The sequence below is a fragment of the Rhizobium sp. ZW T2_16 genome (assembly GCF_044987325.1).
Classification (GTDB): Bacteria; Pseudomonadota; Alphaproteobacteria; order Rhizobiales; family Rhizobiaceae; genus Neorhizobium; species Neorhizobium cellulosilyticum.
The window spans coordinates 355,367-381,001 of record NZ_JBJDRG010000002.1; the positions used below are offsets into that span (position 1 = coordinate 355,367).

Genomic DNA, 25,635 nt, shown 5'->3' on the forward strand with positions numbered 1-25,635 from the left:
GTGCCTGCAGTTGAAATAATCCAAGTCGGATATCGCCAATGCTCGGGTAGAATAGTGCCCGGGCATTGATCTTGTTTGCCGTATTATTTATCGAATAAGATAGAGTATTATATAGTTATTTCTGTCAATTGTATTGCGGCGTAGAAAGTATATGCTGAATTGACCTCATATTTTTGCCGCATTGCAGCAAAAATATGCCAAATGAGTTCAGGTAGTATCTGCATCCTCTCTCCCCCTTGGGAATACAGGCCCCTTAGGAGTGGCAATGTCAGTAGACGTATCATCATCGAGTGCATCGCAGCCCACCGACCTTGAGACAATCGCCCGAAATGGCAGCCGGTTTCGCCGGATGGCGGTTAGAATTCCAACCTATCTTGCGGACGTGAAGGAAAATCCGGCCTGGTTGCCGATGTTCATGCTTGCCCGCACGATGCCCGGCCGTCGTGCCCATTGGGCCCTGTCGGCAAAATACAAGCCCTCGGGTAAGCCGCAGCCATCCCTGTTCGGTAGGCTGGATGCAGCCGCGATTGCTGATGCCCTGCGCGGCGACGGTATTTTCACCGGCCTGCAGATGCCTGCCGAGATCCAGCAGGAGATCGGCCGCTTTGCGTTGATGATGCCGTGTTTCGGCAATTTCGACCGGTCTCTCGAATTTGTCGCGCCCCGGCATAAGGAGGCCGAGCAGAGTTTCGGTCGCTCGCTGCTGAGCGGCCATTTCTTCGAGCGATCGCTGAAAAGCCAGGGTGTACGCGCCATCCAGGCCGACCCTTTGCTGATGGATGTCGCAAAACATTATCTCGGCGCCAGCGCCCGGCTTATAACCACTCGCATCTGGTGGAGTTTCCCGACTCAGGCCTCTTCTGAAGCCGACCGCAGCCTTGCGTCGCTCGACAAGTTCCATTTCGATCTCGACGACTGGCGAATGCTGAAATTCTTCTTCAACCTCGTCGATGTCGATGAAGGCACCGGCCCGCATGTCTTCGTCAAAGGTAGTCACAACCGGCGCAAGGCAAAGCACCAGTACACGCTGCTCGTCGGTCATCCGGCGGATGAAGTGCTGGATTATTACGGTGCCGATCAGGCAGTCACGTTGACTGGCCCGGCCGGCTCCGGTTTCGTCGAGGATCCTTTCGGCTTCCACATGGGCACGGTACCGGTAACGAAGCCGCGGCTGATGATGGAAGTCGGCTTCGGCGTATCCAAACCGTCCCGCCGCCGTTTCCACGGCGAGCCGATTATCAGGAAATAAGCCGCCCGGCGCTCAGTTCCGGGCGATGCCTTCCAGGAAATCCGCAGCGCGGTCGACACCGCCGATCGAGATCGTATGGCCGAGGCCCGGCTCGATGACCGTCTCGACGCCCACGCCTGCCGCTTTGAGTTCGGTTTCCGCCTTCTCTGTTTCCCAGGAAGGGATGACCGGGTCGGACGTGCCGTGCACCAGCAGAACTTTGGTTGCTGTCGATGGCGCCAGCGGCTTTTCGGTCGCCAGCCGCCCGGAAAAACCGACGACAGCTGCGACCGGCCAGCGGCCGCTCGCGACAGCATCAAGCGACATGATCGTGCCTTGCGAAAAACCGACCAGCACCACCCGGTCGAGACGCCCGTTGAAACCGTTTTCCTCGATGATGTCGGAAATCACCGTATCGAATGCGGGGCGGGCCGCGGTAATGCGGGCAGGGCGGTTTTCTTCGGTCACGCCGGCAACGCTGAACCACTGGTAACCTGTTCCGAAGCTCGACCGTTCCGGTGCATTCGGTGAAACGAAAACGGCATCCGGCAGGCGCGCTTTCCAGTTTTCGCCGAGCGGCGCGAGATCGGCGCCGTTGGATCCAACACCGTGAAGCAGGATGACAAGAAGGGAATTCTGCAGGGCGGTCATGACAATACCTTATGCGCAAGGGATACGGATCGTCCGCATCAAAGGAAGATCGGTCTACGACAGGAACCGGAAAGGAGCTAGGCCGCAGCCTGTGACCGCTCCGTTCACCGATAGCATATCTGGATGACGATCGGTTCGCGTGGCTTGGATGATCCGACTTATGTCATGCCATGAGGCATAGTGATCCCGCAGCGTTTCAGCGCCGCCGTGATGTCTGCTTTACGTGAAATCCATCCGTGTCGATCTGCGGAAGAGACGGGTTGTCCTCCGCCCCGGTCAGGCCGGCATATTGCGCGATCGGGCCTGCCCGGCCGATCAGGTGGCCCTGCAGGTTCTGGCACTGCGCGTCTTCCAGAAACGCGCGTTGTTCTTCCGTCTCCACACCTTCCGCCACGATCGGAATGTTCAATCCGCGCCCGAGCCCGATCACCGCGCGCACGATCTCGTCGGCGCTCGAGTCGGCCACCAGCTTGGAGGTGAATGACCTGTCGATCTTGATCGTATCGAAGGGGAAGGATTGCAGATAGGAGAGGGACGAATACCCTGTACCGAAGTCGTCCATGGCAATCCGCACACCAAGTGCCTTGAGGCCTCGCAGGATTTGCAGCGCCCGGGCGAAATCTTGTACCAGCACGCCCTCGGTGACTTCAAGTTCCAGCCGGTCGGCGGAAAGCCCCGTTTCCAGAAGCATCGTATGAACGTCGCTAACGAGGCTGTCCTGGCGAAACTGGATCGGTGAGATGTTTATGGCGATCTTGAGCCGGTTCGGCCAGCTTGCAGCTTCACGCCCGGCTTCGTTAAGCACCCAGCGGCCGATTTCGACGATCTGGCCGCTTTCCTCAGCCAAGGGCACGAATTCGTCGGGCGTGATCAGGCCGCGGGTTGGATGATGCCAGCGTAAGAGTGCCTCGAAGCCAAAGATCTCGCCGGTAACGGCGGCCTGTGGCTGATAATGCAGCATCAGTTCGCCACGTTTGATCGCATGGCGCAGGTCATGCTGCAGCACGCGCCGGTCATGCATTCGGCGGTCCATGCGGGAGTTGAACGCACAGAAGCGACCGCGCCCTTCTGCCTTGGCGCGATAGAGCGCCGCATCCGAATTGGCAAGCAATGTCGCGGCATCGGCGCCATCCTGCGGAAACATCGCGATTCCGATGCTGAGGCTCACCCGAAGCGAGCGCCCGTCCACTTCAATTTCCTCTTCCATCACCCGCGTCAGCCGCTCGGCAAGCCGTGTCATCGTTTCCGGCTGGTCGTCACCAACGCTGATCACGGTAAACTCGTCACCGCCAAGGCGCGCAGCCACGTCGTCTTCATCGATCACGCTCTTCAGTCGCCTGGCCAGTTCCGCCAGCACGGTATCGCCGGCTGCATGGCCGAACACGTCGTTGATATCCTTGAAACGGTCGACGTCGAAACTCATCACGCCAAACTGGCGGCGCAGCACCCGGCTTTCCGCAATCAGCTTGGCAAGCTCTGCCGCAAACCGCATGCGATTGGGTAGGTCGGTGAGCGGATCGTGATGGGCGAGATAGGAAACCCGCTGTTCCGCCGTCACCCGCGCAGTAATATCCTGCTGTGTGCTCAGCAGATATTTCCCGTCAAGCAGCACATCCTGGACGTCGATGATCTTGTCGCCGATCTCCACCTGCGTCACGGAAGAGCCTTCTTCGAGCAGCTTGCGGATAAGACGCTCGAAATAGGCGATTGGGTCCTCTTTCCAGTCGGCCATCCGGCCATCGGCAACGACATCGGCGAAAGTCTCGTCCTCGTTGTGCCATCGGCTGTCGAGGTCATGCAATTCCTGGAAGCGACGATTGGCGTAGAGCGGCCGTCCTTCCAGCTCAAAAATGCCGACGGCGACCGGCAGGTTGTCCATTGCCGCCATCACCGCCTGCAGCATTGCCCTGTCGTTTGCAAACCCGCGCGTCTTTGCCGTGGTCATGCCTTGCTCCCGTGGTCCGGAAAACTGTAGGCCTCACGGCTTAAATATTAGATAATCAAAATATATCAAATCCGACAATATCGGTGGAGATGGTTCAGGAGGCGCCAAATGTATGTGCGCTGTTCTCTTCCTTCACCCTCATGATTGCCGTTTCCAATCGTTCGAATGCGATCAGTCCCCGGGACCCGATGGAGCTTGCTGCACGCCGGATCGCCGATAGCGTCAGGGCAAGATCCTCGATCGCCAGATTTCGTTGAGCCGAGCCGTCCAGACGCCGCTGCCTGTCGGCAAAACGAAAGGCTTCTTCAGCCAATGTAGTGAAAAGCCGATCGGCCGTTGAGACGCGGTTCCCGTTATCGTCCACAGCCCGCCATATCGGTGTATGCGTATCCAGGCGATAGCCGGTAAGCGTGCGGAAGAGGATTAGTTCGCTTGTAGAATACCCGCTTCCAGATGCGGCAGCGGTCGCATTGAGCGCAATCGGGGGCGAACCCGCCTTGTCTGTCGTGTCGGAAACCTCAGTGGTATCCGGCACGAACAGATCGACCGAAGAGAGGTCGAGGGCGGGCAAGGGTGTAGCCGTATCATTTGCATCGTCCAGACAGGCGATATCGGAAGCTCGCCTGTCCAATTCATCGGTCACCATGGCCTGAAGAATATGATGATCGGTTTCGCGCATCAAAAATTGCGGAACTGCTGGAATATCGTTGGTGATCACATTGCTCTCATCGGTCAAATGTCAAAATCGCAAACGGAAACGCAAACAATGACCAACCATAGAAATGCAATCCTGCGCGAAGCTGATTGTTGATCGCATTTTGGCTTACGGCTTCACCGCCAGCTTTTCTGCACTGATCTCACCGCCGATTTCGGCCGTTTTTTTCTGCTTGTCGTAGACGCAGATGGTGCTGATCCTGGTTTTCGCACCGACAGCCTTCCCGGTCACGACGGCCATCCCGTAATGTTGGCTGCCATAGGGATCAACGACTGTATTGCCTTTTTCGATCAGTCCCTTGGAAGCCTTTACGCAGGCTCTGGAAACATCCGTCTGGAACTTTGCCCAGGCATCATCCGTGGATGCATGAGCAACACTGCCGGTGATGAGAAAGATGCTCAGCGCGGCAAACGGCGCGGTCGTGATTGTCATCGAATCAAATCCTCCTTTTGGAATGTTCCGATTGCCACCGATTGGCGGCAGTCCTGTGACGCGCCGCTAAATTCAGGTATTGGCGGAGCAATTTCCGGATCGCTGGAACGATGTTCCACGACATGGCGTTACCAAGCAAAGCTGCTGCGCTGCATCTTTGATTTTTGCCATAATTTTGGCATCGGGGCGTTGCCTCTTCTCCGGTCCGCTCCTATGTTCCCGCACGACGATTACCCAAGGTTTTGCCTAAAAGGAGTAGACCAATGGCCTTCGAACTTCCCGCACTTCCCTATGATTACGAAGCGCTCGTTCCCTTCATGTCGAAGGAGACGCTCGAATATCACCACGACAAGCACCACAAGGCCTATGTCGACAACGGCAACAAGCTCGCAGCGGAAGCTGGCCTTGCCGACCTTTCGGTCGAGGAAGTCGTCAAGAAGTCCTTCGGCACCAACCAGGGTCTCTTCAACAATGCTGCCCAGCACTACAACCACATCCATTTCTGGAAGTGGATGAAGAAGGACGGCGGCGGTAACAAGCTGCCCGGCAAGCTGCAGGCTGCAATCGACAGCGATCTCGGCGGCTACGACAAGTTCAAGGCTGATTTCATCGCAGCCGGCACCACGCAGTTCGGCTCCGGCTGGGCTTGGCTTTCGGTCAAGGACGGCAAGCTTGCCATTTCCAAGACCGCGAACGGCGAAAACCCGCTGGTTCACGGCGCATCCCCGATCCTCGGCGTCGACGTATGGGAACACTCCTATTACATCGACTACCGCAACGCCCGTCCGAAGTATCTCGAAGCCTTCGTCGACAGCCTGATCAACTGGGATTACGTGCTGGAAATGTACGAAGCCGCTTCCAAGTAAGCTTCAGCCGTTTCAGTCATCGGAAAACACCCGGCGTCTCGCGGCGCCGGGTGTTTTCTTTTGTGTTTGGAAGGTTTCCCCTCACTGCCGTTTCTAGACGGCTTCGGGCATGAAGCCTTCTCGTGGACCATCCTGCAGAACGACGACGCGGGTGCCATCTGGAACGCGGCGATAAAGGTCGACGATGTCCTGGTTGAGCAGGCGAATACAACCGCTCGAAACTGCCTTGCCGATCGTCCAGTCCTCCGTCGTGCCGTGAATGCGGTAGAGCGTGTCGCGACCGTCTTTGAAAAGATAGAGCGCGCGCGGCCCAAGCGGATTGAGCACGCCCGGCTCCATGCCGGCGGCAAGCGGACCGTAACGTTCCGGCTCGCGGGCAATCATGTCCTGTGTCGGCGTCCAGCGCGGCCACTGGCGCTTGTATTGAACCCTGCCGACGCCTTCGAATTCCAGTCCGGCCTTGCCGACGCCAATGCCATAACGCAACGCCTGGCCGTTTTCCTGAACGAGGTAGAGGTACCGGTTTCTAGTGTCGACGACGATCGTTCCGGGTCGTTCGCGCGTCGGATAGGCCACCTCGCGGCGATAATATTGCGGATCGACGCGTTTCAGGTCCGCGGCCTTGATCGGAAACTGCTCCCCCTCGATCGCGGCATACATGGCCGTATAGTGAGGGTCGACGGACGGCTTGAGGGCGATGGGCTGCACCGCTGATGTTGCGCATCCTGCCACAAACAGGGGAGTTGCGATGAGAAGGGTTCGGCGGGTGATTGCTGGCAAATCGTTCTTCCGGAATAATCAGGCAAAAGAGCGTATCTTCGCGATGACGCGCATGCAGTTCCTCTTACCCGCAATGACCGCGAGACCGGATCACAATGCCGACGATTATGTTCACGTCGTCTTTATCGCGGGTGAGCAGCCAATCTGCATGCCGTCCGTCACACCTCTGTCACAGATCGAGCCTAACTGCGCGCCATGTCTTCTGAAAAAACTCTTCTCCGCTTCGGCGTCATCGCCGATCCCCAGTATGCAGATGTCGAACCGAGGCTGGAATACGACCGGTATTACCGCAACAGCCCGAAGAAGCTGGCGGACGCGATCGATACGCTGAACGGCGAGGATCTCGCTTTCGTCGCGACGCTCGGGGATCTGATTGATCGCGACTGGGAAAGCTTTGACCCTATTCTTTCCGTCTATGAAGGGCTGCGCCACGAGAGCATCCTGCTTCCCGGCAACCACGATTTTTCCATTGCGCCGCAGCGGCTGACAGAGGTTCATGCGCGTCTCGGCATGCCTGCCCCCTGGCATCATTTCTTGCGCGGCGGCATCCGCTTCGTAGTCATCGACGGCAATGAGGTGAGCCTGTTCTCCACTCCGGAAGGGCATGCGCGTCACGCCGAGGCACGCAGTCGTCTGGCCGCACTGGAAGCTGCCGGCGCCATCAATGCCATGCCGTGGAATGGCGGCATCGGCGATGGGCAGTTCGCCTGGCTGGACCAGATGCTTGCCGACGCGCGAGAACGCGGCGAGGCGGTCATCGTCATGGGGCACTATCCGCTCTATCCCGAGAACCCGCATAATCTCTGGAATGGCGAGCGGGTTACCGAATTGTTCGAGCGCTCGGGCAACGTCATCGCCTATCTGAATGGCCATAACCATGTCGGCAATCTCGGACGCACTGGCTCCACCTGGTATGTCAATTTCAAGGGCATGGTCGATACCGAGACGGAAAACACCTTTGCCGTCGTCGAGGTCTACAAGGACCGTATCGAGGTGATCGGCTACGGCCGCGAGGAAAACCGCAGCTTGGCTCTCTGAGTAATTCCGGCTGAGGCGGAAACGCCTCTCGGTGAATTGCCGGCTCAACCCTGGGTGAGGCAAAGCGCCGCGATTGAAGATGGCGCCACAGACGCAGTCAAAACAGAAAGCCTTTCATTGGAAACGGTTTAAGCCGGTTTTCCCTGCCTCTCGTTGAGGTAACGAGGGATATCTTCGCGCGTTCTGCGACACTCTGTGTACTTGGATAAACTGACTTCGATCTGTTTCCTCACAATCGCAAGTAACGGCCCGAATGACTTATGTTATTTGTCAATTTTTGAACTGATTTGAAGAACCATCCAAAACCTATTTATTGATTTTCCGCAGGAAATGTTCGGGCCGTCTTCGCGAGTGTATTCAACTGGGAACGAGCGAAACGACATGGCCAGCACAACAGACACGGGAACCCTGACGCGACCCGGATCGCGGAATTTCAATGCAACCTCAAAATTTCTTCACTGGCTTATGGCGGCCATCATCGTGGTCGCCTGGGGCGTGGGATATTACGGCGGCGCCATGCTGCATTACGGTGTCAGCGACGGCGAGACGGCACAGAAGATCTGGGCCATTACCCTGCACAAATCGATCGCCACCACGACGCTTTTCCTCATCGTCGGGCGTATCATCTGGCGCGCCTATAACCGCCCGCCTGAACTGACGGACATGCCGGCAATCATGAAGACGGCCACCCATCTCGGCCACTTCGCCCTCTACTTCCTGATGGTCGCAGTGCCTGTTTCCGGCTGGTGGAACAGTTCTTCTGCCGGTTATGCAATCCCGGTTGCCGGTCTCTTCACCATTCCCGGCCTCGGCGGAAAGAACCCGGAACTGACGCCCTATCTCGTCTCTGCCCATTTCTACCTCTCCTGGGCGCTGGGCCTCGTCGTCGCCGGCCATGCCGCCTTCGCGCTGAAGCACCACTTCATCGACAAGGACGAAACGCTGACCGCCATGCTGCCGAAAAAAGACTGAGCCTTAATGCGGCACCGGATGCATGAGAGGTGCCAAAACGCCCCATGCATTCGGGTATCAGGCGATCGGTTGCTGCCATCCGTCGATCCAGACCTGGCGTAACCGGTCGCCTTGCCCCGGAAAGAAATCGTCCCTCGCTTCGCAATGCGTCACGCGGTCCGCACGAAAATTGCGGATCGCGTTGCGCAATTCGCACCAGGCGACGATGTTGGCAGTTTGCGAATAGTAGATGAGTGCAATCGGCCGGATCGCCCGATTCGTCAGATTGCCCGGCTCGTCACGATAATCGATCAGCAGCTTCTGCTCGTCACGGATCGCACGGCGCACAAGGGCCAGATCCACCGCGTCCGGGGCAGGGGCAATCGTTCCCCAGGCATGCAGTGCATCTGCCGAAAATGTTCGGGCAAGCGGCTCAGGAACGACCGCTGCGATCTTGCGGTTCACCCGCTTGGCGGCGCGTCTCAACTCGGTATCTCCGGTGCGGTCGAGAAGCGCCAGAGCCAGCACGATTGCCTCGGTTTCCTCGATCGACAGCATCAGCGGCGGCAGCGTGAAGCCGGGCCTCAAGATATAGCCGATGCCGCGCTCGCCTTCTATCGGCACACGCATGGCCTGAAGCGCTGCAATGTCCCGGTAAATCGACCGTATCGTGACTTCCAGTTGCGCGGCGATTGCCGCCGCCGTCACCGGCTTTCTAGCCGGCCTCAGGATCTGGATGATCTCGAACAGCCGCGACGCCTTGCGCATCAGATTTCTCCGTCATCATCGATTCAACTGACAGAACGCTGTCAGTTGCACTGGCTTATAGCGCCTCCTACCGGCCTGAAAAACAAGGGTAACCGGCGAATTTTCAAAAACGGGATGGCGCGACAACTGACATGAGTTACGGCGAAAACCTCTGGCTCTTCTTCACCCTTCTCTTCGGTATCATCATCCTGCCGGGCATGGATATGATATTCGTCCTGGCGAATTCGCTTGCCCGTGGCCGGGCGGCAGGGCTGGCCGCCACAGCAGGCATGATGCTGGGTGGCCTGGTCCATTCTGCCTATGGCGCCCTAGGCGTTGGCCTGCTGGCAAAACTCCTGCCCGTCCTGTTTACGCCGCTGATGCTGGTCGGCGCGCTCTATATGGCCTGGATCGGGTTCACCCTGATCAGAAGCGCTATCGTCGTCGATGATGTCGGGCGTGCCGATACGAAAAGCAATTGGGAGGCCTTTCGTCGTGGCGCCATTACCTGTCTCATCAACCCCAAGGCCTATATGTTCATGCTGGCCGTCTATCCGCAGTTTCTCAAGCCCGAATTCGGTCCGCTCGCGCCGCAGGCCCTCGTCATGGCCGCGATGACCGCGGCAACCCAGCTGGCTGTTTATGGCGCAATCGCTGTCGCGGCCGGTCGGGCAAGAAACATGCTCGTCGGAAATCGCACAGGCACAGTATGGATCGGCCGCTGCTGTGGCGGGATCTTGTTGCTGATCGCCGCCCTTGCTTTATGGGAAGCACTGCATCGGCAGCTGTAATCTGTCTGTCACTGTGCTGTATTTGTGAACACTGTGTTCAATGCAGGGTCCACAGCATTCCGCAATCCTGACAGGAACGTGATTTCTTTCAAACGGATAAGCCGGTCCAATATCCTCGCGCAATTGCCGGCTGTCTTGCCGCATAACGAGGAGACTTCTTCATGAAGATCAGGATGACCGCCATCACCACTGCCGCACTCTGTCTTGGCTTGGCGGCTGCAGCCGTCGCTCAGGACAATCCTGTCGCCAAGCGCGAGCAGATGATGAAGCAGGTCGGCGCCTCCGTGGGCGCGCTTGGCGCTATCGCCAAGGGTGAAAAGCCTTATGATGCGGAGGCGGTCAAGGCCGCTCTGACGACGATTAGCACCGACATGAAGGTCTTCCCGGATCACTTCCCGGCCGGTTCCGAAGTCAATTCTGCAGCTGCCCCGGCAATCTGGGACAACATGGATGACTTCAAGGCAAAGTCCATGAAGCTCGCCAGCGATGCCGATACGCTTCTCGCCTCCATGCCTGCGGATCAGGCCGGCGTGCAGCAGGCGGTGCAGACGCTCGGTGCCAATTGCGGTACCTGCCATCAGACTTACCGCCTGAAGCGATAAGCGAACCGGTTGAGGGATCGGCGCAGTCTCGGCTGCGCTGATCCGCTTCATGAACCTGAAGAACGGATGTCCGGAGACTTGCCATGGCCTCGACCTGGTCGAAGATAGCGGCGGCTGGCGTCGCGGTAATAGGTTTGGGAGCGGTCACCGCATGGGCGCTGACAAAACCTGAGCCGCATCCGGAAAGCTTCTGGGCGAATGCCGGCACGCCGGATCTGGCCCATGGCGAGCAGTTGTTCTGGGCCGGCGGATGCGCCAGCTGCCATGCTGCAACCGGGGCCGAAGGCGATGCGCTGAAGGTCATGTCCGGCGGGAGGGCGCTGCCAAGCCCGTTCGGCACCTTCCATATTCCCAATATTTCTCCCGATCCTAATGTCGGTATCGGCGGCTGGACGCTGGCTCAGTTCGGCAATGCCATGACCCGCGGCGTCGGGCCGAATGGCGAGCATCTCTATCCGTCTTTCCCCTATGGCTCCTATGCGCGCATGTCGCCGAAGGATATCGGCGATCTCTTTGCCTATCTGAAGACCCTGCCGGCAAGCTCCAATGTTGCCCGGCCGCATGAGCTGGGCTTCCCGTTCAATATCCGCATGGCGGTCGGCGGCTGGAAGCTCCTCTATTTCAGCGAGGCACCCCGGGTTGAACTCGCGTCAGCCGACGAAAAGATCCGTCGCGGCCAGTATCTCGTCGAAGGCCCGGGACATTGCGGCGAATGCCATACGCCGCGCAACGCCCTTGGCGGCTTCGAGTCAGGCAAATGGCTCGCCGGCGGTCCCAATCCGGAAGGCGAGGGCAAAGTGCCCGGCATCACCCCGTCAGGCCCGATCGGCTCGTGGAGCGAAGCCGATATCGTCAATTACCTCGAAACTGGCTTTACCCCGGAATACGATTCCGCTGGTGGCGCGATGGTCGAAGTCCAGAAGAACATGGCTCATCTGCCGAAAAGCGACCTGGAAGCCATTGCGGCCTATCTGAAAGCCGTGCCAGCGCCTTGATGGTCTCGAATATTACCTATGCTCGGCGGAAAACGGCAATAATTCCTCTTGCGCCGTCGCATCCCACAGTCCGAGACCTTTCAGGATTTCGACCGTGAATGTGAAGGGTGCGGTTCCAGCAGCTGTCACCACGCCATCGGCAGACACCGCCTTCGGGCCGTCCACATAAAGCTTTTCGCCACTATAGCCCGGGTATTCCTGATGCGAGGCAACCCGGTTGCCGGTATGCTTCACGTCGTTCAACACGCCGGCGCCGGCCAGCATGCTGGCGGCAGCGCAAATGCCGGCCGCCATCTTGTTCTTGTCTCGGAATGACCGCACAAGATCATGCAGGTCTGCGGGCACGCGCTTGTTTTCCCAGGCGAGTCCGCCGGGCACCACGAGCGCATCGAAATCTTCCGGCCTTACCTGCGCGAAAGAAAGGTCGGGTGTCACGTTCAGTCCGCCCATCGAAGTCACGGGACTGCCATCACCTGTCGCAGTCTTCACTGTCACTCCGAGATAGCTGCGTGCCACCGCCATCAGCAGCGCGCATTCCCAATCGGCGAATTCCGGTGTGAGCGCTACCACGATCGCTGTCATCTTTCGGTCCTTTCAAGGCCGCCAAGGGTCGGATTGCGCGCTCAGGTGAGCGCCTGTGTATAGCGCATGCCGGTCACCGGCCGCGGCTTGAATTCCAGATGTTCGTAGAAACGGTGAGCGGCCGAATTGCCCGTCGTGGCGCTGACGGAGAGGTAACCGCAGCCGGCGCCTTTGGCGATGTCGCGGGCGCGCGCCACCAGATGCTGGCCGATGCCGTGCCCACGCTGGCCGTCGCGCACGAAGAGATGATGCAGGTCCATGCCGCGGGTGCCTTCCTGGGCGCGGTAGAGCGGCACGAGAATGGCGTATCCGATCAGTTCCGAACCGGTATCGGCCACAAGCACGGTGATCCATGGCCGATCGCCGAACAGGTCGCGTTCGAGAATATCGGGCGTCATGGCAGAGGCATCATGGTGATGCGCTGCAAGTGCCGCGATCATCCCGTTGAGTTCGGGCAGGTCGTGGCGCTTGGCATGACGGATGGTCAGCACAGCTGGGCGGGGAAGGGATATTTCGCTGTCTTCGAGAAGAACTTGCGGCATTTCGGCATCCTTTGATCTTGTGGTGCCGTCAGGTGCCGTCTGAAACAACAAAGCCGCCTGACGGCGGCTTGTTGACATGATGATCTGTCGAGCCGCCCTTTACAGGTAGGCCCAAAAATACGTTGCGGCGGTGGTCAGGCGCGTATTGATCATGGCAGCTCTCATGCGCCTGTCCGAAAAACTTGTCAAGGGTGTCCTGATCGAGAAGAAGCCTCAATGCTCACTGTCGCAAAGTCCGTGATCTGAAAGCGAGCGGATCACGTAGCAGTCCTCGATTGCGTGATCGCCGTCGCAATGCGAGACGATGCGTGCCAGCTCCTGTTCCAGCTTCTTCAGTTTCTCGATCTTGTCGCGCACGCTTTTCAGGTGATCGCTGGCGATCCGGTCGGCATTGCCGCAGGGCTGGTGCGGATGCTGGCTGAGTGCAATCAACTCGCGGATGGCGGAAATGTCGAGCCCCAGGTCGCGCGCATGGCGGATGAAGGCGAGCCGCTCGAGATCCTGCCGCTCATAACGTCGCTGGTTGCCCTCGGATCGTTCCGCCGCGGCAAGCAGGCCCATCTGCTCGTAATAGCGGATAGTCGGAACCTTTACGCCGGTCCGTCTTGAAAGATCGCCAATCGACAGCATGAAACACTCCAAACCTATAGTCTCTGGAGATATCTAATCGGCGATCCCTTGCTGTTCAAGGTTTTGTACACCGGATCTGAAACGGTCGGGTCGCAACCTGTGCCGTTACAACTGTGTCTCGTCTTCCGCGTTTTTCGCAACGAAGTCGGTTGCATTCGGGACGTTGATGGTGACCGCTATGGCCTGCTTGTCCTCGTTGACGCCCATCGCCTCGAGAATTGCATTGCGGATATCGTCTTCTACCGCTTTGCGGTCCTCGGGCGACATCGCATTGACATCATCTTCGGTCAGGTCGTTATCCTTCAGGTACTGTTCTCGGATCCGTTCAGCGAGCGTCTTGTCGGCAAGATCCATGAATTCCTGTTCGTATTGGCTGTAGGCGCTCTTTTCGGTTCCCGTTTCGCTCGCATCCTTGGCTGTCTCTGCTTCTGGCCTTTCAGGCACCAGGAACATGGCTGCCAGCTTGGCGCTGAACGATGTGTCGCTGCCGGTCAAGGCATTGCCCTGACTGTTGCTGCCACTTCCCTGCTGCCGATTCTCATCCAGCACGAACATGTCGGTCCCATTCTTCGCGGACCTGTCGGTGTAGCCTGCATAGGCACTGGAACTCGAACTTGATGTAACGATCATGGTTGTCTCCTCAACTTTCTGACTAAGGCTTAGAAAGCGGGGCTTGCTCGGGGCTAGAGCTGACCTGCGGCAAGGTGGCTCAATGGTAGATTGCACCTTTGTGATCTTATGATAGTATACCCCCCTACACTATATTTGAGGTGAGACGTGTCGCACACCGTTCGAGACAAGGCAAAACTCCTGGCGCGCGTGCGCCGTATGAAGGGGCAGATGGAAGCCGTCGAGCGCGCGCTGGAGGCGGAGGCGCCCTGCGGCGACGTCCTGCAGCTTCTGGCTTCTATCCGCGGTGCGCTGGCCGGCCTGACCGGCGAGGTCATAGAGGGCCATTTGCACGAGCACGTGGTGCATGCCGAAAACGATGCCGAGCGGGACAAGGCGGCCGCCGAACTCGCCGATGTCCTGCGTACCTACATTCGGTGAGAACGGCCGCTCACAGTTTGAATGCGGCTTCGGCCGTTGATGTTTGGAAATGGAGCCTGTCATGGCAAGCAGTATCGATAGTCTGAAGCATGAACACGTGTTTCTCGGCGCGGATCATGAGCGCAACGAGCGTAAGGTCTGGCTGGTCATTGCGCTGACCGCCTCGATGATGGTAGCGGAAATCGTCGCCGGCTCGATCTTCGGGTCTATGGCGTTGACGGCCGATGGCTGGCACATGTCCACCCATGCCGGAGCCATGTTGATCTCGGCGCTGGCCTATATGTATGCAAGGCGCAATGCGAAGAACCCGCGTTACACCTTCGGTACCGGCAAGCTGGGTGATCTCGCCGGTTTCGCCAGTGCTGTGGTGCTGGCGCTGGTGGCGCTGTTCATCGCCTGGGAAAGCTTCGTGCGCCTGGCAAATCCGGTGGCGATCGATTTCGATCAGGCGATCTTCGTGGCCGCCATCGGCCTGGCCGTAAACTTGCTCAGCGCCTGGCTGCTGCGCGATGACCACGATCATCATCACGGCGGCCACCATGGACATCATGGCAGCCATAGTCACGCCGGTCATCATGGCGATCACGCTCATTCTGGTCATCACGCGCATGTTGGCACCGAAGATAACAATCTTCGCGCCGCCTATCTCCATGTTCTCGCTGATGCGCTGACCTCGGTACTGGCAATCGCCGCACTTATCCTCGGTCGGCTCTATGGCTGGAATGCGCTTGATCCGATCATGGGCATCGTTGGCGGCATTGTCATAGCGCGCTGGTCCTTCGGGCTTCTCCGCGCCACGTCCCGCGTGCTGCTCGATGCGCAGCCGGATGACGGGGATCTGGCGGTCAGGATCAGGAAGGTCATGGAAACGCCCGATGATACGGTCATGGATCTGCATGTCTGGCAGCTTGGTCCTGGGCACAATGCAGCGATCGTTTCAGTCGCGACGACAGTTCCCAAGGCGCCTGCGTCCTATAAGGAAAAGCTGAAATCCATCCCCGGCCTGTCGCATGTGACTGTGGAGGTAACCGCTCTCGGTTGATTGCCTCAACCAGGTTCCGGCAGACCAAAAAAGAAAGGCCCGAAACCGGATCCGGTTCGGGCCTTTTTTGTATCTGGTGTTGCAATGCCCGTCAGGCAAATTCCTGGTAGAGGTTCTGCACCCAGGCTTGCGGTGCTGCGGCCGCACTAAAGCTTGGGCCGGCGTCTTCCGCGTCCATTGTCCAGAGCGCGCTTGCAAGCGAGCTGGAAAGCTGCGTGCTGCTGCCGGTCAAGGCATCCGCGAAACGTGTCGACGAAACGGCGGTAGCTTGAGGCGCTTCCTCAGCCGTGCGCTCCACTTCAACGGTTCGGTTCGGATATTGATAGCCACTCAGGCCGCTATCGATCTTCATCGCTTTGGTCCACGTCCAGTTAGTTAACGAAGGGTTAACGCTGGAACCTTGCGCGAAGCTTGCGTCGGGCTGATGTGGGGACTGAAGAGGGCTTGACAGGCTGAAACATGCTTGTTCGAACCGGTAAAACGCCTGTAAAAGCGCAAGCTTGCGCGATTTCGCTCAGCTTCGCCGCCGCCAGGAAAATATGAACCCATGTCTGGAATTTAACTGTTACGGCGCGCCCTGATTATCAGCGCACCGTTTTTCCGCCTCTCCGTCAGTGTGGGGCGGCATGGTCTGAAGAATCATGCAAGGCGAGGCCCCATTGCAATTCGGGCCAGCAAGATGCTGGCCCGATTGTCAATTATCCGGTTAAGGTGGGTACCCGTATTCGCTTACATCTTGCCCGCCACCTTGATCGCGAATGCATATTCGAACGCGATTTCTTCAAGCCTCTGGAAACGGCCCGACTTGCCGCCATGGCCGGCCGCCATATTCGTTTTGAGCAGGATCGGCGCCGTCCCGGACGTATGCTCGCGCAGCTTGGCCACCCACTTGGTCGGTTCCCAATAGGTCACGCGCGGGTCGGTCAGTCCGGAAATCGCTAGGATCGGCGGATAGGCTTGCGCCGTGACGTTGTCGTAAGGCGAATAGGCCGCGATCCAGCGATATTCCTCCTCGGACTCGATCGGGTTGCCCCATTCCGGCCATTCCGGTGGAGTGAGCGGCAGCGTGTCGTCGAGCATAGTGTTCAACACATCGACGAAGGGCACTGCGGCGATGATGCCGGCGAATTTTTCCGGCGCCATGTTGGCAACCGCGCCCATCAGCATGCCGCCGGCGGAGCCGCCCTCGGCAATGATCCGGTCATACGAGGTAAAGCCGGTCGCAACCAGATGGTCGGCCGCCGCGATGAAGTCTTTAAAGGTGTTCTGCTTGTTCTCCATCTTGCCGTTTTCGTACCAGGCGAAGCCTTTGTCCTTGCCGCCACGGATATGGGCGATGGCATAGACGATGCCGCGGTCTGCAAGCGAAAGCGCATTGGTCGAGAACGACGCCGGGATGGTTATGCCATAGGCGCCATAACCGTAGAGCAGGCAGGGCGACGAACCGTCGAGTGGCGTCCCCTTTTTGTAGAGCAGTGAGACCGGCACCAGTTCGCCGTCATGCGCCCGTGCCATCACCCTGCGGGTGACGTAATCATCCGGGTTATGCCCCGATGGCACTTCCTGGGTCTTCAGCAGCACCCGTTCGCGCGTCACCATGTCGTAGTCATAGAGCTGGGTTGGCGTGGTCATCGACGAATAGGAGAACCGGATCATATCGGAATCGTATTCGGCTGCGCCCGAAAGACCGAGCGAATAGGCTTCCTCATCGAAGGCGATCGCATGTTCTTCGCCCGTCCGCCGGTCACGGATGACGATCTGCGGCAGACCGTCCTTGCGCTGCAGCCAGATCAGATGGCGTGCATAGGCCATGTGCGAGATGATCAGCCGGCCCGGTTCATGCGGCACGACGGGCTTCCAGTTCTCCTTGCCGGGAGCGGAAATCGGCGCCTCGACGATTTTGAAATCCTTGGCGTCGCCATCATTGGTCATGATGTAGAAAACGTCGCCGCCCTCGGTCATCGAATATTCGATGCCCTCTTCGCGCTCCGCCACCAGCTTCGGCTCGGCAGTCAGATCGGAAGTCGGGATCAGCCGGTATTCGGACGTCTCGTGGTCGTGGATGTCGATATAGATGAAGTCGTCGAGCAGCGAGCCTCCGACACCCATGAAGAAGCCTGGATCAGTCTCCTCGAACACCAGCCGATCGGAAGACTGCGGCTCACCGACGATATGGTGGAAGACTTTCGACGGGCGATGGTTCTCGTCCTGCAGCGTGTAGAAGAAGCTCTTGCCATCGGGCGCCCACACGCCGTCGCCAGCAGTGTTCTCGATCACGTCATCGAGGTCCACGCCGGTTTCAAGATTGCGGATGCGCAGGGTGAAATATTCCGACCCCTTGTCGTCATAACCCCAGATGCCGTGGCTATGATCGGTCGAGTGGTCCATGCCGGCCAGCCGGAAATAATCCTTGCCCGCCGCTTCCTTGTCACCGTCGAAAAGCGTCTGCTTGTCGCCGCCGTCACGCGGCGTGCGGAAATAATGCGGCTGCTCGCCGCCGGTCACGAACAGGGAACCATAGGCGTAAGGTCCGTCCTTCGTCGGCACCGAACTGTCGTCTTCCTTGATGCGGCCGCGCATTTCGGAAAACAGGGTTTTCTGCAGCTCTTCCGTATCGCCGAGTGCTGCTTCCATATAGCTGTTTTCGGCTTCCAGATGCTTGCGGATTTCAGGGTCGAGGATCGACGGATCCTTGAACATCGCCTGCCAGTTGTCGGCCCGCAGCCAGGCATAATCGTCCGAACGGGTAATTCCGTGACGCGTGTCGCTGACCGGCTTCTTGGGCGCTACAGGCGCTGTAGGGAGATTGGCGAAAGGCGATTTAGGGGAGGGGGCCAAGGGAGCACTCCGGTATGAAAGGAAGGAGTGCCAGAGATAGGTTGTGGGCGCCTGAGAGGCAAGCAGTGATGACGCCGCGCGTTACTTCTTCTTTGCATCCGAAAGCACCTGTTCAGCCATTTTTCTCCGCTCACCACCTCGTCTGTTCACATCATGGTATTTCGCGCCTTGGTTGGTGGTCAATTGACTGCACGTCTCCTAGTTTCCGCGCCATCCAAGTCGATATGAGTAGGGATCACATGAAGAAACAGCTGTCGGTGATGGCTCTTGTCCTGTTTTCCGCGTCTGCGGCACATGCGCTGGATACGCGCGTTACCAGGCAATTGAACGCTCTGGACCCCGATGAACGTCGCGAGCAGCGTTGCGACATGGAAGCGATGGACCAGATTCGCAAAACCGGCGAATTCCGCCCCGACAAGGTCATCGCCTACACCTTTTCCGATACGATCGAGGACGGAAACAAACTGAAGGCACCAGGCGCCGTCTTCCGCAGCGCGGGGGATTGGTACCGCCTCAAGTTCAAATGCGAAACCGGTGAGGCCGGCCTGAAGATCATGTCCTTCGACTATACGATCGGCTCCAAGGTTACCCGTGACCTTTGGGACAAATATTACCTCTACGACTGATCCTGTGTCGCCGCAGCATCGATAATGCTGCGGTGCTTCTCCAGCCTCAACCCGGCAGGTTTGGCGTTGCCTTACGCTCGGGAAACAGTTCCGCCAGCACCGTCATGAGGATCAGCGAAAGTGGCAGTGCCAGCATCGCGCCGACAGCTCCCCACATCCAGGTCCAGAACAGGATGGCGAGGAAGACGACGAAGGGATTGATCTCCCACTGACGCCCCATCACCGCCGGAAAGATCAGGTTTTCCATCGCGAGATGCACGGTGAAAAACAGGAAGGCCGGCAGCAGCGCCAGGAGAATGGCGTCATGGGTGAGAATGCCGGCAATCGCCACCGAGATCGTCATCAGCGTGATCCCGAGGAACGGGATGAAGCTTGAGAGAAACGCGAACATGCCCCACAGCACTGGCATGCTCAGTCCGCACAGCCAGGCGATTATCGTCATTACGATGCCGAGGCAGAAATACATCACGCTGGCTGTCGCGAAATAATAGCCCAGAACCTCATCGATCGAGTTCAGTATCCGGATTGTGATCAGACGCTGTCGGCGGTTGGGAAACGCCATGATCACGGTTCTGCGAAGCCTCAGACGTCCATAAAGGAACAGCAGCAGCGCAGCAAAGAAGATCATCCCCTGAATGATCGCAGGCGTCAGGCTGGCCGTTACCACGCCCAGAATGTTGGTGGAGTTTTCCAACAGCTTGTCCATCGACATCGTACCGGTCTGGAACCTAGCCGGCGAGATGTTCAGCCAGTGCTGACGTTCCAGAAAAGGCATGAGGCGATCGTAGGAGCGTTCGACGAATGTCGGCCCCTCCCGCATGAGCGTTGCAACCGGTTCCGCCAGCGCATTGGCGATCACGAACAGTACGAGAAACACAAGGGTCGACAGGATTACGGCAATGCCGAAACGCGGCACGCCCGCCCGGCCGAGCTTGTCTGCCACAAGCCCGAGGATCAGTCCCACCACGACTGCAAGTGTGATGGGGATGAGGATCAGCGCCATATAATGAAGGATGGCAAAGAAGATGATCGCAAATATGCCGATCACGGCCCAGGCCATGGCCACATTGAGTGCGTCACGTCCCAGCGGGACATCCTCGGCCGAGCTCAGATCTTCTTCCTCGACGACAGCGAATGCCTCGCGCCGACGCGACGAAAAATCTACGAAATGCTTCTTCGGCTTGCCGCTGCCGCGCGCGCTGGTCGTTGTCATGTGTTTCCTGAGTGCCCCGAGCCTGCGACAAAACGCAAAAACGGCACTCCGGTTCCGGAGCGCCGAGTGTTTATTAGCTTTCTGGTAATCCTGCCAAACAGGTCGATACTGGAGGCCTTAAGCTGCCAACGTCAGGCCGATACCCCACGGGTCTTTCAGCGCATGTCCTTCGGCTGTCTTCGTCGTTGAGATTTCCTGGGTTTTTAGCGCTGCGAGTGCCTTGGAAAGTGCTTCCTTGTCGTTGAAGCGCACCGTGTAATCGGAAAGGCCGGTCATGTTGTCTTGGCGTGGCTGAGCGCCCCGGCTGTTCCAGATATTGGCCGCGATATGATGGTGGTAGCCGCCGGTGGCAAAGAAGCTCGCACCCGGATAGCGCGCCATGATTTTCAACCCCAGCACGTCGCGATAAAATGCGTCCGCTTGCGGAATGTCGCCGACCTGCAGGTGGATATGACCAACGGATGTGCCCGGTGCCATGCCGTTCCAGTCGCTCTTTGGCGCCGAGTCGTAAAGCGCCTGGAGGTTCAGCCGGTCGGTTGCCATCTGCACCGTTCCATCCGGAAAATAGGTCCATTCATCCGGCGTGCGGTCACGATAGATCTCGATACCGTTGCCTTCCGGATCCGACAGATAGAGTGCTTCCGAGACCAGATGGTCCGACGCGCCGTCGAGCTGCACGCCCTTGTGCGCCGCATTCGCCAGCCAGTGGGCAAGTTCCAGACGGTTCGGCATCAGAAACGCGGTGTGAAAAAGACCTGCAGCCTGGCGCGGTGCGCGAGTAACAGTGCTGTCGGTCGTAAGCTGCAACAGAGGCAGGCCATGGGCGCCAAGCAGCACGCCGCTGGCACTCTTTTCCAACACCGACAGGCCGATGATCTCTTGATAGAATTTCGATGTGGTATCGAGATCGGTAACCACCAGATGCGCGCGGTCCACATGAGCCGGGCGTGTCAGGGCGAAAGCTGCTTCAGAAGAATTGCTCATTGATACTCTCCGGGGCGAGTTTGCATCGCCGCAGACGTCTGCGGCGGCAAAGCCGCGATGCCGAAATATCGCCCATTCTCATCGTTCACGAAAGTCGAAAAATGAGAGAAGCTTCGTTCTTAAAAGGTGAACAATGAAGCTTGATGCGAATCAAGGCGGTAGGTGTAAGCTGGGCAAAAATGCTGGACAGTTGAAGGAGATTGAAATGTACAAAACGATCCTTGTAGCAGTCGATATAGCCCAGGCGGAAAAGGCTGAACGTATATTGAAGCAGGCCGCACAGCTGTCTGCTGCAGGTGGCCGCATTCTGATGATCAACGTCGTCGAGGAACTGCCGGCCTATGTCGTGTCGGATCTGTCCATCGACATGCTCGTCGATGCCCGCAAGCGGGCTGAAACAGAACTGACCGAACTTCGCAACACGGCCGGAGTCAAGGCCGATATCGAAATCCGCCAGGGCGCGCCGGCGCGCGAAATACTGGCCGCCGCCGAAGACGCAAAGGCCGATCTCATCATCGTTGCCTCGCATGTTCCCGATCTCAGCAACTACATTATCGGCGCCACTGCCGACCGCGTCGTCCGCCACGCAAAATGCTCGGTGCTGATCGACCGCTGAAATCATGACGTCGCACGGATAGACGGATACTCCGATCTTACGGCTTTAAACCGAATGTGAGGCGGTACTCGCCTCACAAGTCTTGCCTTAACCGGCGACGCCAAGCATTCTGTCGTCGGACGGAGACGGCTTTTGGAATGAGTGAACTCTTCAACTTCGGACGGCGTTACGATCTGCACGAGGTCATCGCGGACGGTATTGTCCACGGGATCGGGATAGTTTTTGCCCTCGTTGGTGCCACAGCCCTGATCTTTTATGCCACCGTCTGGTCGAGCTATGGCGAACTCGCCGCAGCCTGGATCTATGGGCTGGGGCTGATCCTCTGCCTGTCGGTCTCTTTCACCTACAATATCTGGCCGCATTCGCGCACCAAATGGATACTGCGCCGGCTTGATCATTCGGCGATCTTCATCCTGATTGCCGCCACCTACACGCCTTTCCTGCAGCGCGGTGCGGCTCACGATACCTGGATTGCCGCAATGCTGGCGGCCATATGGATCACCGCCATCGTCGGCGTATCGCTGAAATGCCTCTTCCCCGGCCGCTACGACAGGCTCGCCATTCTGCTTTACCTTGCAATGGGCTGGAGCGGTGTGGTGGTGATGGAAGAGGTCTCGCAATATCTCCCGACGGTCACCACACTTCTGATCGTCATCGGCGGGCTGATCTACTCGCTCGGCGTCATCTTCCATGTCTGGGAAAAGTTGCGTTTTCAGAACGCAATCTGGCACGGCTTTGTCGTTGCCGCCGCCGCGGTCCATTATGGTGCCGTGATGACCTGTTTCAGCCTGACCGGCAGCATCTGAACAGTGAGCCCTGTCGCTGACAGCCCTCGACAGATAGATGCCGTCTGCTAAGGTGGATGAAATTGTAATATAGTGGACAAGGCAATGAGCAATACCCCGATCATCCGCGACGCAGATGAGGCCGACCTGCACGGCATCATGGAGATTTATAACGACGCGGTTCTCAATACGACTGCGATCTGGAACGAGACGCTGGTTGATATCGAAAACCGCCGCGCATGGTTCGATGCCCGTAAGGCGAAGGGTTTTCCGGTTATCGTCGCGCAGCTCGATGGCGACGTTGCCGGTTACGCCTCCTATGGCGATTGGCGTGCCTTCGACGGTTATCGTTTCACCGTCGAACATTCGGTCTATGTCCACAAGTCCTTCCGCGGCCACGGTCTTGGCCGCAAGCTGATGGAAGAACTGATCGCCCGCGCCGCCTCGAACGGCGTGCATGTGATGATCGCCGCGATCGAAGCCGAAAACCAGGCCTCGATCGCGCTCCACAACGCGCTCGGCTTCCGCATCGCCGGCAAATTCTCCGAGGTCGGCACGAAATTCGGCCGCTGGCTGGACCTGACCTGCATGGAGCTGAAACTCACTAAGGTCTGAACTGTCCAGCGTATTCTGCGTTTCCATCCAACACCCTACATTGCCGGCGATACTTGGAAGCAAAGGACACCCGAAATGGATATCAGGCGCAGCGGCTCACAGGCCTCGAAGAAACAGCCGGCGGATTATTTTACCGGCACGGTGCGGCTCGACCCGCTGATGGAGGCGCCGGAACCGGCGCGGGTGCGCGCCGCAAGCGTCACCTTCGAACCCGGTGCCCGTACCAACTGGCACACCCATCCGCTCGGCCAGACGCTGATAATCACCGCAGGTTTCGGCCGCGCCCAGACTGAAGGCGGCCCGGTCAGGGAATTGCGTCCGGGCGATGTGGTCTGGTTTTCTCCGGGCGAAAAACACTGGCATGGCGCAGGCGTCGAAACGGCCATGACCCATATCGCCATCCAGGAGGCGCAGGATGGCGTCACCGCCGACTGGCTGGAGCCGGTCAGCGACGTGGATTACTCGCGGCCAGTCGAGAAGGACTGAGCTTTCCGTCGATCTCCTTCAATATGTCGATGAAGGCCCGCAATCCGGTCGGCACATGCCTGTGCCCCGGATAATAGAGGCAAAGGCCGTCGATCTCCGGGCACCAGTCGGAAAGTACGGCAACCAGCCTGCCTTGCCGGATATAGTCTTCCGCCACATGCTGCGGCACATATGCGATGCCGAGACCCGCCGCGGCAGCCTTTGCCATCAACTCGGTATCGTCGAGCGTCAGCGGACCGGAAACATCCACGACAATCTCTTCGCCGCGCCGTTCGAATTCCCACCTATAGAGCTTGCCGCTCGGCATCCTCAGCCGGATGCAGTTGTGCCCTGAAAGATCCTGCGGCGTCAAAGGTTCGCCACGGGTGGCTATATAATCCGGCGAGGCCACCGTGATGAAGCGGGCAGGGCCGCCGAACGCGATGGCGATCATGTCCTGCGGCACGCTCTCGCGCAGCCTGATCCCGGCATCGAACCCGTCTACGACGATATCGACCAGCCGCCCGTCGCTGACCAGATCCAGCGCCACGTCCGGATAACGGGCGAGAAATGCCGGAACCGCATTGTCCAGCAGCCTGCGAATGACGATGCTGCTGGTGTTGATCCTGACCGTGCCGCTCGGCCCGCCGCGAAAATCATCGACCGCTTCCAGTGCCGCATCGAGTTCGCGCAGCGCCGGCCCGAGCCTTGCCACCAGCCGCTCACCCGCCTCGGTGGGCGAAACGCTGCGTGTCGTTCGGTTGAGCAGGCGCACGCCCATCCGCGCCTCCAGCCCGCGCATCATGTGACTCAGCGTCGAGGGCGAAAGCCCCAGTTCCTCTGCCGCCCTGCGAAAACTGCGATGCGCGATAATCGCCGTGAAGGCCGCAAGGTCATTGAGCGTCGGCTTTTCATTCATGGGGAAATTTCACCAGCTTATGCAGGATTGAACTGCTTATAGCATGAATTGGCAAGGGCTATCTTCCCTGCAGAAACTCCGGCTTCGAAAAGCTCGGCAAGCCGCAGAACGAAGGAGAAAGATCATGTCCAGAACCTGGTTCATCACCGGCACATCCTCCGGCTTCGGCCGCCTGCTCACCGAAAAGCTTCTGGCCCGCGGTGATCGCGTCGCCGCCACCCTGCGGCGCATCGATGCGCTGGACGATCTGCGCCAAACCTATGGCGACCGGTTGTGGATCGCAAAGCTCGACCTCACCGATCAGGATGCGATACGCGCCACCGTCGACCGCGCATTCGCAGAACTCGGCCCTATCGATGTCGTCGTCAACAATGCCGGCTATGGCCTGTTCGGTGCGGCGGAAGAGTTGAGTGACGAGGAAATCCGCCGCCAGATCGACACCAACCTGATCGGCTCGATTCAGATCATTCGCGCGGCGCTGCCGCATCTTCGCGCCCAGGGTGGCGGGTTGATCCAGCAGGTCGCGTCCGAAGGCGGGCAGATCACCTATCCCAGCTTCTCCCTCTACCACGCCACCAAATGGGGTATCGAAGGTTTCGTCGATGCCGTTGCCAAGGAAGTCGCACCCTTTGGCATCGGGTTTACGATCGTCGAACCGGGGCCGACGCGCACCGATTTCGCCAAGGGTCTGTCCATCGCCGCGCCAATGGATATCTACGCCGATACGCCCGCAGGACAGGTTCGTCACGCCATCTTCAATGGTGGTTTCGATATCAAGGGCGACCCGGACAGGATGGCGGAAGCGATGATCGACTATGCCGGCCATGAAAATCCGCCGCTCCGCCTGGCCCTTGGCGGTGCCACCTATCCGTCGATAAAGGCAGCACTTGAGGGGCGTCTCGCTGAACTGGAGGCGCATAAGGCGACGACACTTGCCATGGATTTTACCGACTAATCGGCATGAAGCGATCCGGATGTTCAAGTCGT

Annotated in this window: 30 protein-coding genes; 15 read left to right on the plus strand and 15 right to left on the minus strand. The window is 58.6% G+C overall.

Annotated elements, in window-relative coordinates; translation table 11 throughout:
• Positions 1–265: 265 nt before the first annotated feature.
• Positions 266–1,249 carry a hypothetical protein gene (locus ACI3K0_RS07190; RefSeq protein WP_183822774.1) on the plus strand — a complete coding sequence of 328 codons (984 nt, stop codon included), beginning with the start codon at positions 266–268 and terminating at the stop codon, positions 1,247–1,249.
• 12 nt (positions 1,250–1,261) lie between these two features.
• Here ACI3K0_RS07190 and ACI3K0_RS07195 read toward each other — a convergent pair whose 3' ends face one another.
• From ACI3K0_RS07195 to ACI3K0_RS07210, 4 genes are all read right to left on the minus strand, one after another.
• A complete protein-coding gene (locus ACI3K0_RS07195; protein WP_183822772.1) occupies positions 1,262–1,879 on the minus strand; it encodes an alpha/beta hydrolase in 618 nt (205 codons plus the stop codon).
• Positions 1,880–2,075: 196 nt separating this feature from the next.
• Entirely contained in the window at positions 2,076–3,824 is a 1,749-nt protein-coding gene (locus tag ACI3K0_RS07200; protein ID WP_404945171.1) for a putative bifunctional diguanylate cyclase/phosphodiesterase, read from the minus strand.
• A 94-nt stretch (positions 3,825–3,918) separates the two neighbouring features.
• Positions 3,919–4,542 carry a hypothetical protein gene (locus tag ACI3K0_RS07205; RefSeq protein ID WP_183822770.1) on the minus strand — a complete coding sequence of 208 codons (624 nt, stop codon included), beginning with the start codon at positions 4,540–4,542 and terminating at the stop codon, positions 3,919–3,921.
• Positions 4,543–4,647: 105 nt separating this feature from the next.
• On the minus strand, positions 4,648–4,971 hold the full coding sequence (locus ACI3K0_RS07210) for a hypothetical protein (protein WP_183822768.1): 324 nt from the start codon (positions 4,969–4,971) through the stop codon (positions 4,648–4,650).
• 263 nt (positions 4,972–5,234) lie between these two features.
• Between ACI3K0_RS07210 and ACI3K0_RS07215 the strand changes: the two genes are divergently transcribed.
• Positions 5,235–5,837 (plus strand): superoxide dismutase, encoded by a 603-nt coding sequence (locus ACI3K0_RS07215; protein ID WP_183822766.1) that lies wholly within the window; start codon positions 5,235–5,237, stop codon positions 5,835–5,837.
• Positions 5,838–5,930: 93 nt separating this feature from the next.
• On the opposite strand, the gene ACI3K0_RS07220 is transcribed toward ACI3K0_RS07215, so the two are convergent.
• Complete coding sequence (locus ACI3K0_RS07220; protein ID WP_394353640.1) at positions 5,931–6,545, minus strand: L,D-transpeptidase; 615 nt, start codon at positions 6,543–6,545, stop codon at positions 5,931–5,933.
• Between the two features lie 267 nt (positions 6,546–6,812).
• Here ACI3K0_RS07220 and ACI3K0_RS07225 point away from each other — a divergent pair, with 267 nt between their 5' ends.
• Entirely contained in the window at positions 6,813–7,655 is an 843-nt protein-coding gene (locus ACI3K0_RS07225; protein ID WP_183822764.1) for a metallophosphoesterase, read from the plus strand.
• 381 nt (positions 7,656–8,036) lie between these two features.
• Entirely contained in the window at positions 8,037–8,627 is a 591-nt protein-coding gene (locus tag ACI3K0_RS07230; protein WP_148143958.1) for a cytochrome b, read from the plus strand.
• Positions 8,628–8,684: 57 nt separating this feature from the next.
• On the opposite strand, the gene ACI3K0_RS07235 is transcribed toward ACI3K0_RS07230, so the two are convergent.
• Positions 8,685–9,374, minus strand: a complete 690-nt coding sequence (locus ACI3K0_RS07235) for a helix-turn-helix transcriptional regulator (protein ID WP_404945172.1) — start codon at positions 9,372–9,374, stop codon at positions 8,685–8,687.
• Positions 9,375–9,505: 131 nt separating this feature from the next.
• On the opposite strand from ACI3K0_RS07235, the gene ACI3K0_RS07240 reads away from it, so the two are divergent.
• The 3 genes from ACI3K0_RS07240 to ACI3K0_RS07250 all read left to right on the plus strand — a co-directional run bounded on the left by ACI3K0_RS07240 (position 9,506) and on the right by ACI3K0_RS07250 (position 11,741).
• Complete coding sequence (locus ACI3K0_RS07240) at positions 9,506–10,144, plus strand: LysE family translocator (protein ID WP_183822760.1); 639 nt, start codon at positions 9,506–9,508, stop codon at positions 10,142–10,144.
• 161 nt (positions 10,145–10,305) lie between these two features.
• Positions 10,306–10,746, plus strand: a complete 441-nt coding sequence (locus tag ACI3K0_RS07245) for a c-type cytochrome (protein WP_404945173.1) — start codon at positions 10,306–10,308, stop codon at positions 10,744–10,746.
• Positions 10,747–10,829: 83 nt separating this feature from the next.
• Entirely contained in the window at positions 10,830–11,741 is a 912-nt protein-coding gene (locus ACI3K0_RS07250; protein ID WP_404945174.1) for a c-type cytochrome, read from the plus strand.
• 12 nt (positions 11,742–11,753) lie between these two features.
• Here ACI3K0_RS07250 and ACI3K0_RS07255 read toward each other — a convergent pair whose 3' ends face one another.
• The 4 genes from ACI3K0_RS07255 to ACI3K0_RS07270 all read right to left on the minus strand — a co-directional run bounded on the left by ACI3K0_RS07255 (position 11,754) and on the right by ACI3K0_RS07270 (position 14,125).
• Complete coding sequence (locus ACI3K0_RS07255; protein WP_404945175.1) at positions 11,754–12,323, minus strand: type 1 glutamine amidotransferase family protein; 570 nt, start codon at positions 12,321–12,323, stop codon at positions 11,754–11,756.
• 41 nt (positions 12,324–12,364) lie between these two features.
• Complete coding sequence (locus ACI3K0_RS07260; RefSeq protein WP_404945176.1) at positions 12,365–12,943, minus strand: GNAT family N-acetyltransferase; 579 nt, start codon at positions 12,941–12,943, stop codon at positions 12,365–12,367.
• Between the two features lie 135 nt (positions 12,944–13,078).
• Positions 13,079–13,495 carry a helix-turn-helix domain-containing protein gene (locus ACI3K0_RS07265; protein ID WP_404945177.1) on the minus strand — a complete coding sequence of 139 codons (417 nt, stop codon included), beginning with the start codon at positions 13,493–13,495 and terminating at the stop codon, positions 13,079–13,081.
• 105 nt (positions 13,496–13,600) lie between these two features.
• Positions 13,601–14,125 carry a hypothetical protein gene (locus ACI3K0_RS07270; RefSeq protein ID WP_404945178.1) on the minus strand — a complete coding sequence of 175 codons (525 nt, stop codon included), beginning with the start codon at positions 14,123–14,125 and terminating at the stop codon, positions 13,601–13,603.
• A gap of 147 nt (positions 14,126–14,272) precedes the next feature.
• Here ACI3K0_RS07270 and dmeR point away from each other — a divergent pair, with 147 nt between their 5' ends.
• The gene (gene dmeR / locus ACI3K0_RS07275; RefSeq protein ID WP_148143949.1) at positions 14,273–14,545 is read left to right on the plus strand and encodes a Ni(II)/Co(II)-sensing transcriptional repressor DmeR; all 273 of its coding nucleotides are present in this window, start codon (positions 14,273–14,275) and stop codon (positions 14,543–14,545) included.
• A 61-nt stretch (positions 14,546–14,606) separates the two neighbouring features.
• Positions 14,607–15,587: a CDF family Co(II)/Ni(II) efflux transporter DmeF gene (dmeF, locus tag ACI3K0_RS07280; protein WP_404945179.1), complete on the plus strand. Its 981-nt coding sequence runs from the start codon at positions 14,607–14,609 to the stop codon at positions 15,585–15,587.
• A gap of 91 nt (positions 15,588–15,678) precedes the next feature.
• Here the strand turns inward: dmeF and ACI3K0_RS07285 are convergent, their stop codons facing one another.
• Positions 15,679–15,939 (minus strand): hypothetical protein, encoded by a 261-nt coding sequence (locus tag ACI3K0_RS07285; RefSeq protein ID WP_404945180.1) that lies wholly within the window; start codon positions 15,937–15,939, stop codon positions 15,679–15,681.
• A gap of 377 nt (positions 15,940–16,316) precedes the next feature.
• Positions 16,317–18,425 (minus strand): S9 family peptidase, encoded by a 2,109-nt coding sequence (locus tag ACI3K0_RS07290; protein ID WP_183822740.1) that lies wholly within the window; start codon positions 18,423–18,425, stop codon positions 16,317–16,319.
• A 239-nt stretch (positions 18,426–18,664) separates the two neighbouring features.
• Between ACI3K0_RS07290 and ACI3K0_RS07295 the strand changes: the two genes are divergently transcribed.
• Positions 18,665–19,051 (plus strand): DUF930 domain-containing protein, encoded by a 387-nt coding sequence (locus ACI3K0_RS07295; RefSeq protein ID WP_404945181.1) that lies wholly within the window; start codon positions 18,665–18,667, stop codon positions 19,049–19,051.
• Between the two features lie 46 nt (positions 19,052–19,097).
• On the opposite strand, the gene ACI3K0_RS07300 is transcribed toward ACI3K0_RS07295, so the two are convergent.
• Positions 19,098–20,264 carry an AI-2E family transporter gene (locus ACI3K0_RS07300; RefSeq protein WP_206824419.1) on the minus strand — a complete coding sequence of 389 codons (1,167 nt, stop codon included), beginning with the start codon at positions 20,262–20,264 and terminating at the stop codon, positions 19,098–19,100.
• A gap of 117 nt (positions 20,265–20,381) precedes the next feature.
• Positions 20,382–21,248: a VOC family protein gene (locus tag ACI3K0_RS07305; RefSeq protein WP_404945182.1), complete on the minus strand. Its 867-nt coding sequence runs from the start codon at positions 21,246–21,248 to the stop codon at positions 20,382–20,384.
• 205 nt (positions 21,249–21,453) lie between these two features.
• Here ACI3K0_RS07305 and ACI3K0_RS07310 point away from each other — a divergent pair, with 205 nt between their 5' ends.
• The 4 genes from ACI3K0_RS07310 (at position 21,454) to ACI3K0_RS07325 (ending at position 23,750) form a co-directional block, all read left to right on the plus strand.
• Positions 21,454–21,864 carry a universal stress protein gene (locus ACI3K0_RS07310; RefSeq protein WP_148143942.1) on the plus strand — a complete coding sequence of 137 codons (411 nt, stop codon included), beginning with the start codon at positions 21,454–21,456 and terminating at the stop codon, positions 21,862–21,864.
• Positions 21,865–22,001: 137 nt separating this feature from the next.
• Complete coding sequence (locus ACI3K0_RS07315) at positions 22,002–22,670, plus strand: hemolysin III family protein (protein WP_404945183.1); 669 nt, start codon at positions 22,002–22,004, stop codon at positions 22,668–22,670.
• Between the two features lie 84 nt (positions 22,671–22,754).
• Positions 22,755–23,264, plus strand: coding sequence for a GNAT family N-acetyltransferase (locus tag ACI3K0_RS07320; protein ID WP_183822734.1), 510 nt, complete (start codon positions 22,755–22,757; stop codon positions 23,262–23,264).
• Between the two features lie 75 nt (positions 23,265–23,339).
• Positions 23,340–23,750 (plus strand): cupin domain-containing protein, encoded by a 411-nt coding sequence (locus ACI3K0_RS07325; protein ID WP_183822732.1) that lies wholly within the window; start codon positions 23,340–23,342, stop codon positions 23,748–23,750.
• On the opposite strand, the gene ACI3K0_RS07330 is transcribed toward ACI3K0_RS07325, so the two are convergent.
• A complete protein-coding gene (locus ACI3K0_RS07330) occupies positions 23,710–24,648 on the minus strand; it encodes a LysR family transcriptional regulator (protein ID WP_183822730.1) in 939 nt (312 codons plus the stop codon). The genes ACI3K0_RS07325 and ACI3K0_RS07330 overlap by 41 nt on opposite strands.
• A gap of 124 nt (positions 24,649–24,772) precedes the next feature.
• Here ACI3K0_RS07330 and ACI3K0_RS07335 point away from each other — a divergent pair, with 124 nt between their 5' ends.
• On the plus strand, positions 24,773–25,603 hold the full coding sequence (locus tag ACI3K0_RS07335) for an SDR family oxidoreductase (protein WP_183822728.1): 831 nt from the start codon (positions 24,773–24,775) through the stop codon (positions 25,601–25,603).
• Positions 25,604–25,635: the final 32 nt, after the last annotated feature.

Excerpts from the sequence above, each read along its gene's own strand:
- ACI3K0_RS07190 (WP_183822774.1), top strand. The coding sequence starts at position 266 with ATGTCAGTAGACGTATCATCATCGAGTGCATCGCAGCCCACCGACCTT.
- ACI3K0_RS07195 (WP_183822772.1), bottom strand. The coding sequence starts at position 1,879 with ATGACCGCCCTGCAGAATTCCCTTCTTGTCATCCTGCTTCACGGTGTT.
- ACI3K0_RS07200 (WP_404945171.1), bottom strand. The coding sequence starts at position 3,824 with ATGACCACGGCAAAGACGCGCGGGTTTGCAAACGACAGGGCAATGCTG.
- ACI3K0_RS07210 (WP_183822768.1), bottom strand. The coding sequence starts at position 4,971 with ATGACAATCACGACCGCGCCGTTTGCCGCGCTGAGCATCTTTCTCATC.
- ACI3K0_RS07215 (WP_183822766.1), top strand. The coding sequence starts at position 5,235 with ATGGCCTTCGAACTTCCCGCACTTCCCTATGATTACGAAGCGCTCGTT.
- ACI3K0_RS07225 (WP_183822764.1), top strand. The coding sequence starts at position 6,813 with ATGTCTTCTGAAAAAACTCTTCTCCGCTTCGGCGTCATCGCCGATCCC.
- ACI3K0_RS07230 (WP_148143958.1), top strand. The coding sequence starts at position 8,037 with ATGGCCAGCACAACAGACACGGGAACCCTGACGCGACCCGGATCGCGG.
- ACI3K0_RS07235 (WP_404945172.1), bottom strand. The coding sequence starts at position 9,374 with ATGCGCAAGGCGTCGCGGCTGTTCGAGATCATCCAGATCCTGAGGCCG.
- ACI3K0_RS07240 (WP_183822760.1), top strand. The coding sequence starts at position 9,506 with ATGAGTTACGGCGAAAACCTCTGGCTCTTCTTCACCCTTCTCTTCGGT.
- ACI3K0_RS07245 (WP_404945173.1), top strand. The coding sequence starts at position 10,306 with ATGAAGATCAGGATGACCGCCATCACCACTGCCGCACTCTGTCTTGGC.
- ACI3K0_RS07250 (WP_404945174.1), top strand. The coding sequence starts at position 10,830 with ATGGCCTCGACCTGGTCGAAGATAGCGGCGGCTGGCGTCGCGGTAATA.
- ACI3K0_RS07255 (WP_404945175.1), bottom strand. The coding sequence starts at position 12,323 with ATGACAGCGATCGTGGTAGCGCTCACACCGGAATTCGCCGATTGGGAA.
- ACI3K0_RS07260 (WP_404945176.1), bottom strand. The coding sequence starts at position 12,943 with ATGTCAACAAGCCGCCGTCAGGCGGCTTTGTTGTTTCAGACGGCACCT.
- ACI3K0_RS07265 (WP_404945177.1), bottom strand. The coding sequence starts at position 13,495 with ATGCTGTCGATTGGCGATCTTTCAAGACGGACCGGCGTAAAGGTTCCG.
- ACI3K0_RS07270 (WP_404945178.1), bottom strand. The coding sequence starts at position 14,125 with ATGATCGTTACATCAAGTTCGAGTTCCAGTGCCTATGCAGGCTACACC.
- dmeF (WP_404945179.1), top strand. The coding sequence starts at position 14,607 with ATGGCAAGCAGTATCGATAGTCTGAAGCATGAACACGTGTTTCTCGGC.
- ACI3K0_RS07285 (WP_404945180.1), bottom strand. The coding sequence starts at position 15,939 with ATGAAGATCGATAGCGGCCTGAGTGGCTATCAATATCCGAACCGAACC.
- ACI3K0_RS07295 (WP_404945181.1), top strand. The coding sequence starts at position 18,665 with ATGAAGAAACAGCTGTCGGTGATGGCTCTTGTCCTGTTTTCCGCGTCT.
- ACI3K0_RS07300 (WP_206824419.1), bottom strand. The coding sequence starts at position 20,264 with ATGACAACGACCAGCGCGCGCGGCAGCGGCAAGCCGAAGAAGCATTTC.
- ACI3K0_RS07305 (WP_404945182.1), bottom strand. The coding sequence starts at position 21,248 with ATGAGCAATTCTTCTGAAGCAGCTTTCGCCCTGACACGCCCGGCTCAT.
- ACI3K0_RS07310 (WP_148143942.1), top strand. The coding sequence starts at position 21,454 with ATGTACAAAACGATCCTTGTAGCAGTCGATATAGCCCAGGCGGAAAAG.
- ACI3K0_RS07315 (WP_404945183.1), top strand. The coding sequence starts at position 22,002 with ATGAGTGAACTCTTCAACTTCGGACGGCGTTACGATCTGCACGAGGTC.
- ACI3K0_RS07320 (WP_183822734.1), top strand. The coding sequence starts at position 22,755 with ATGAGCAATACCCCGATCATCCGCGACGCAGATGAGGCCGACCTGCAC.
- ACI3K0_RS07325 (WP_183822732.1), top strand. The coding sequence starts at position 23,340 with ATGGATATCAGGCGCAGCGGCTCACAGGCCTCGAAGAAACAGCCGGCG.
- ACI3K0_RS07330 (WP_183822730.1), bottom strand. The coding sequence starts at position 24,648 with ATGAATGAAAAGCCGACGCTCAATGACCTTGCGGCCTTCACGGCGATT.
- ACI3K0_RS07335 (WP_183822728.1), top strand. The coding sequence starts at position 24,773 with ATGTCCAGAACCTGGTTCATCACCGGCACATCCTCCGGCTTCGGCCGC.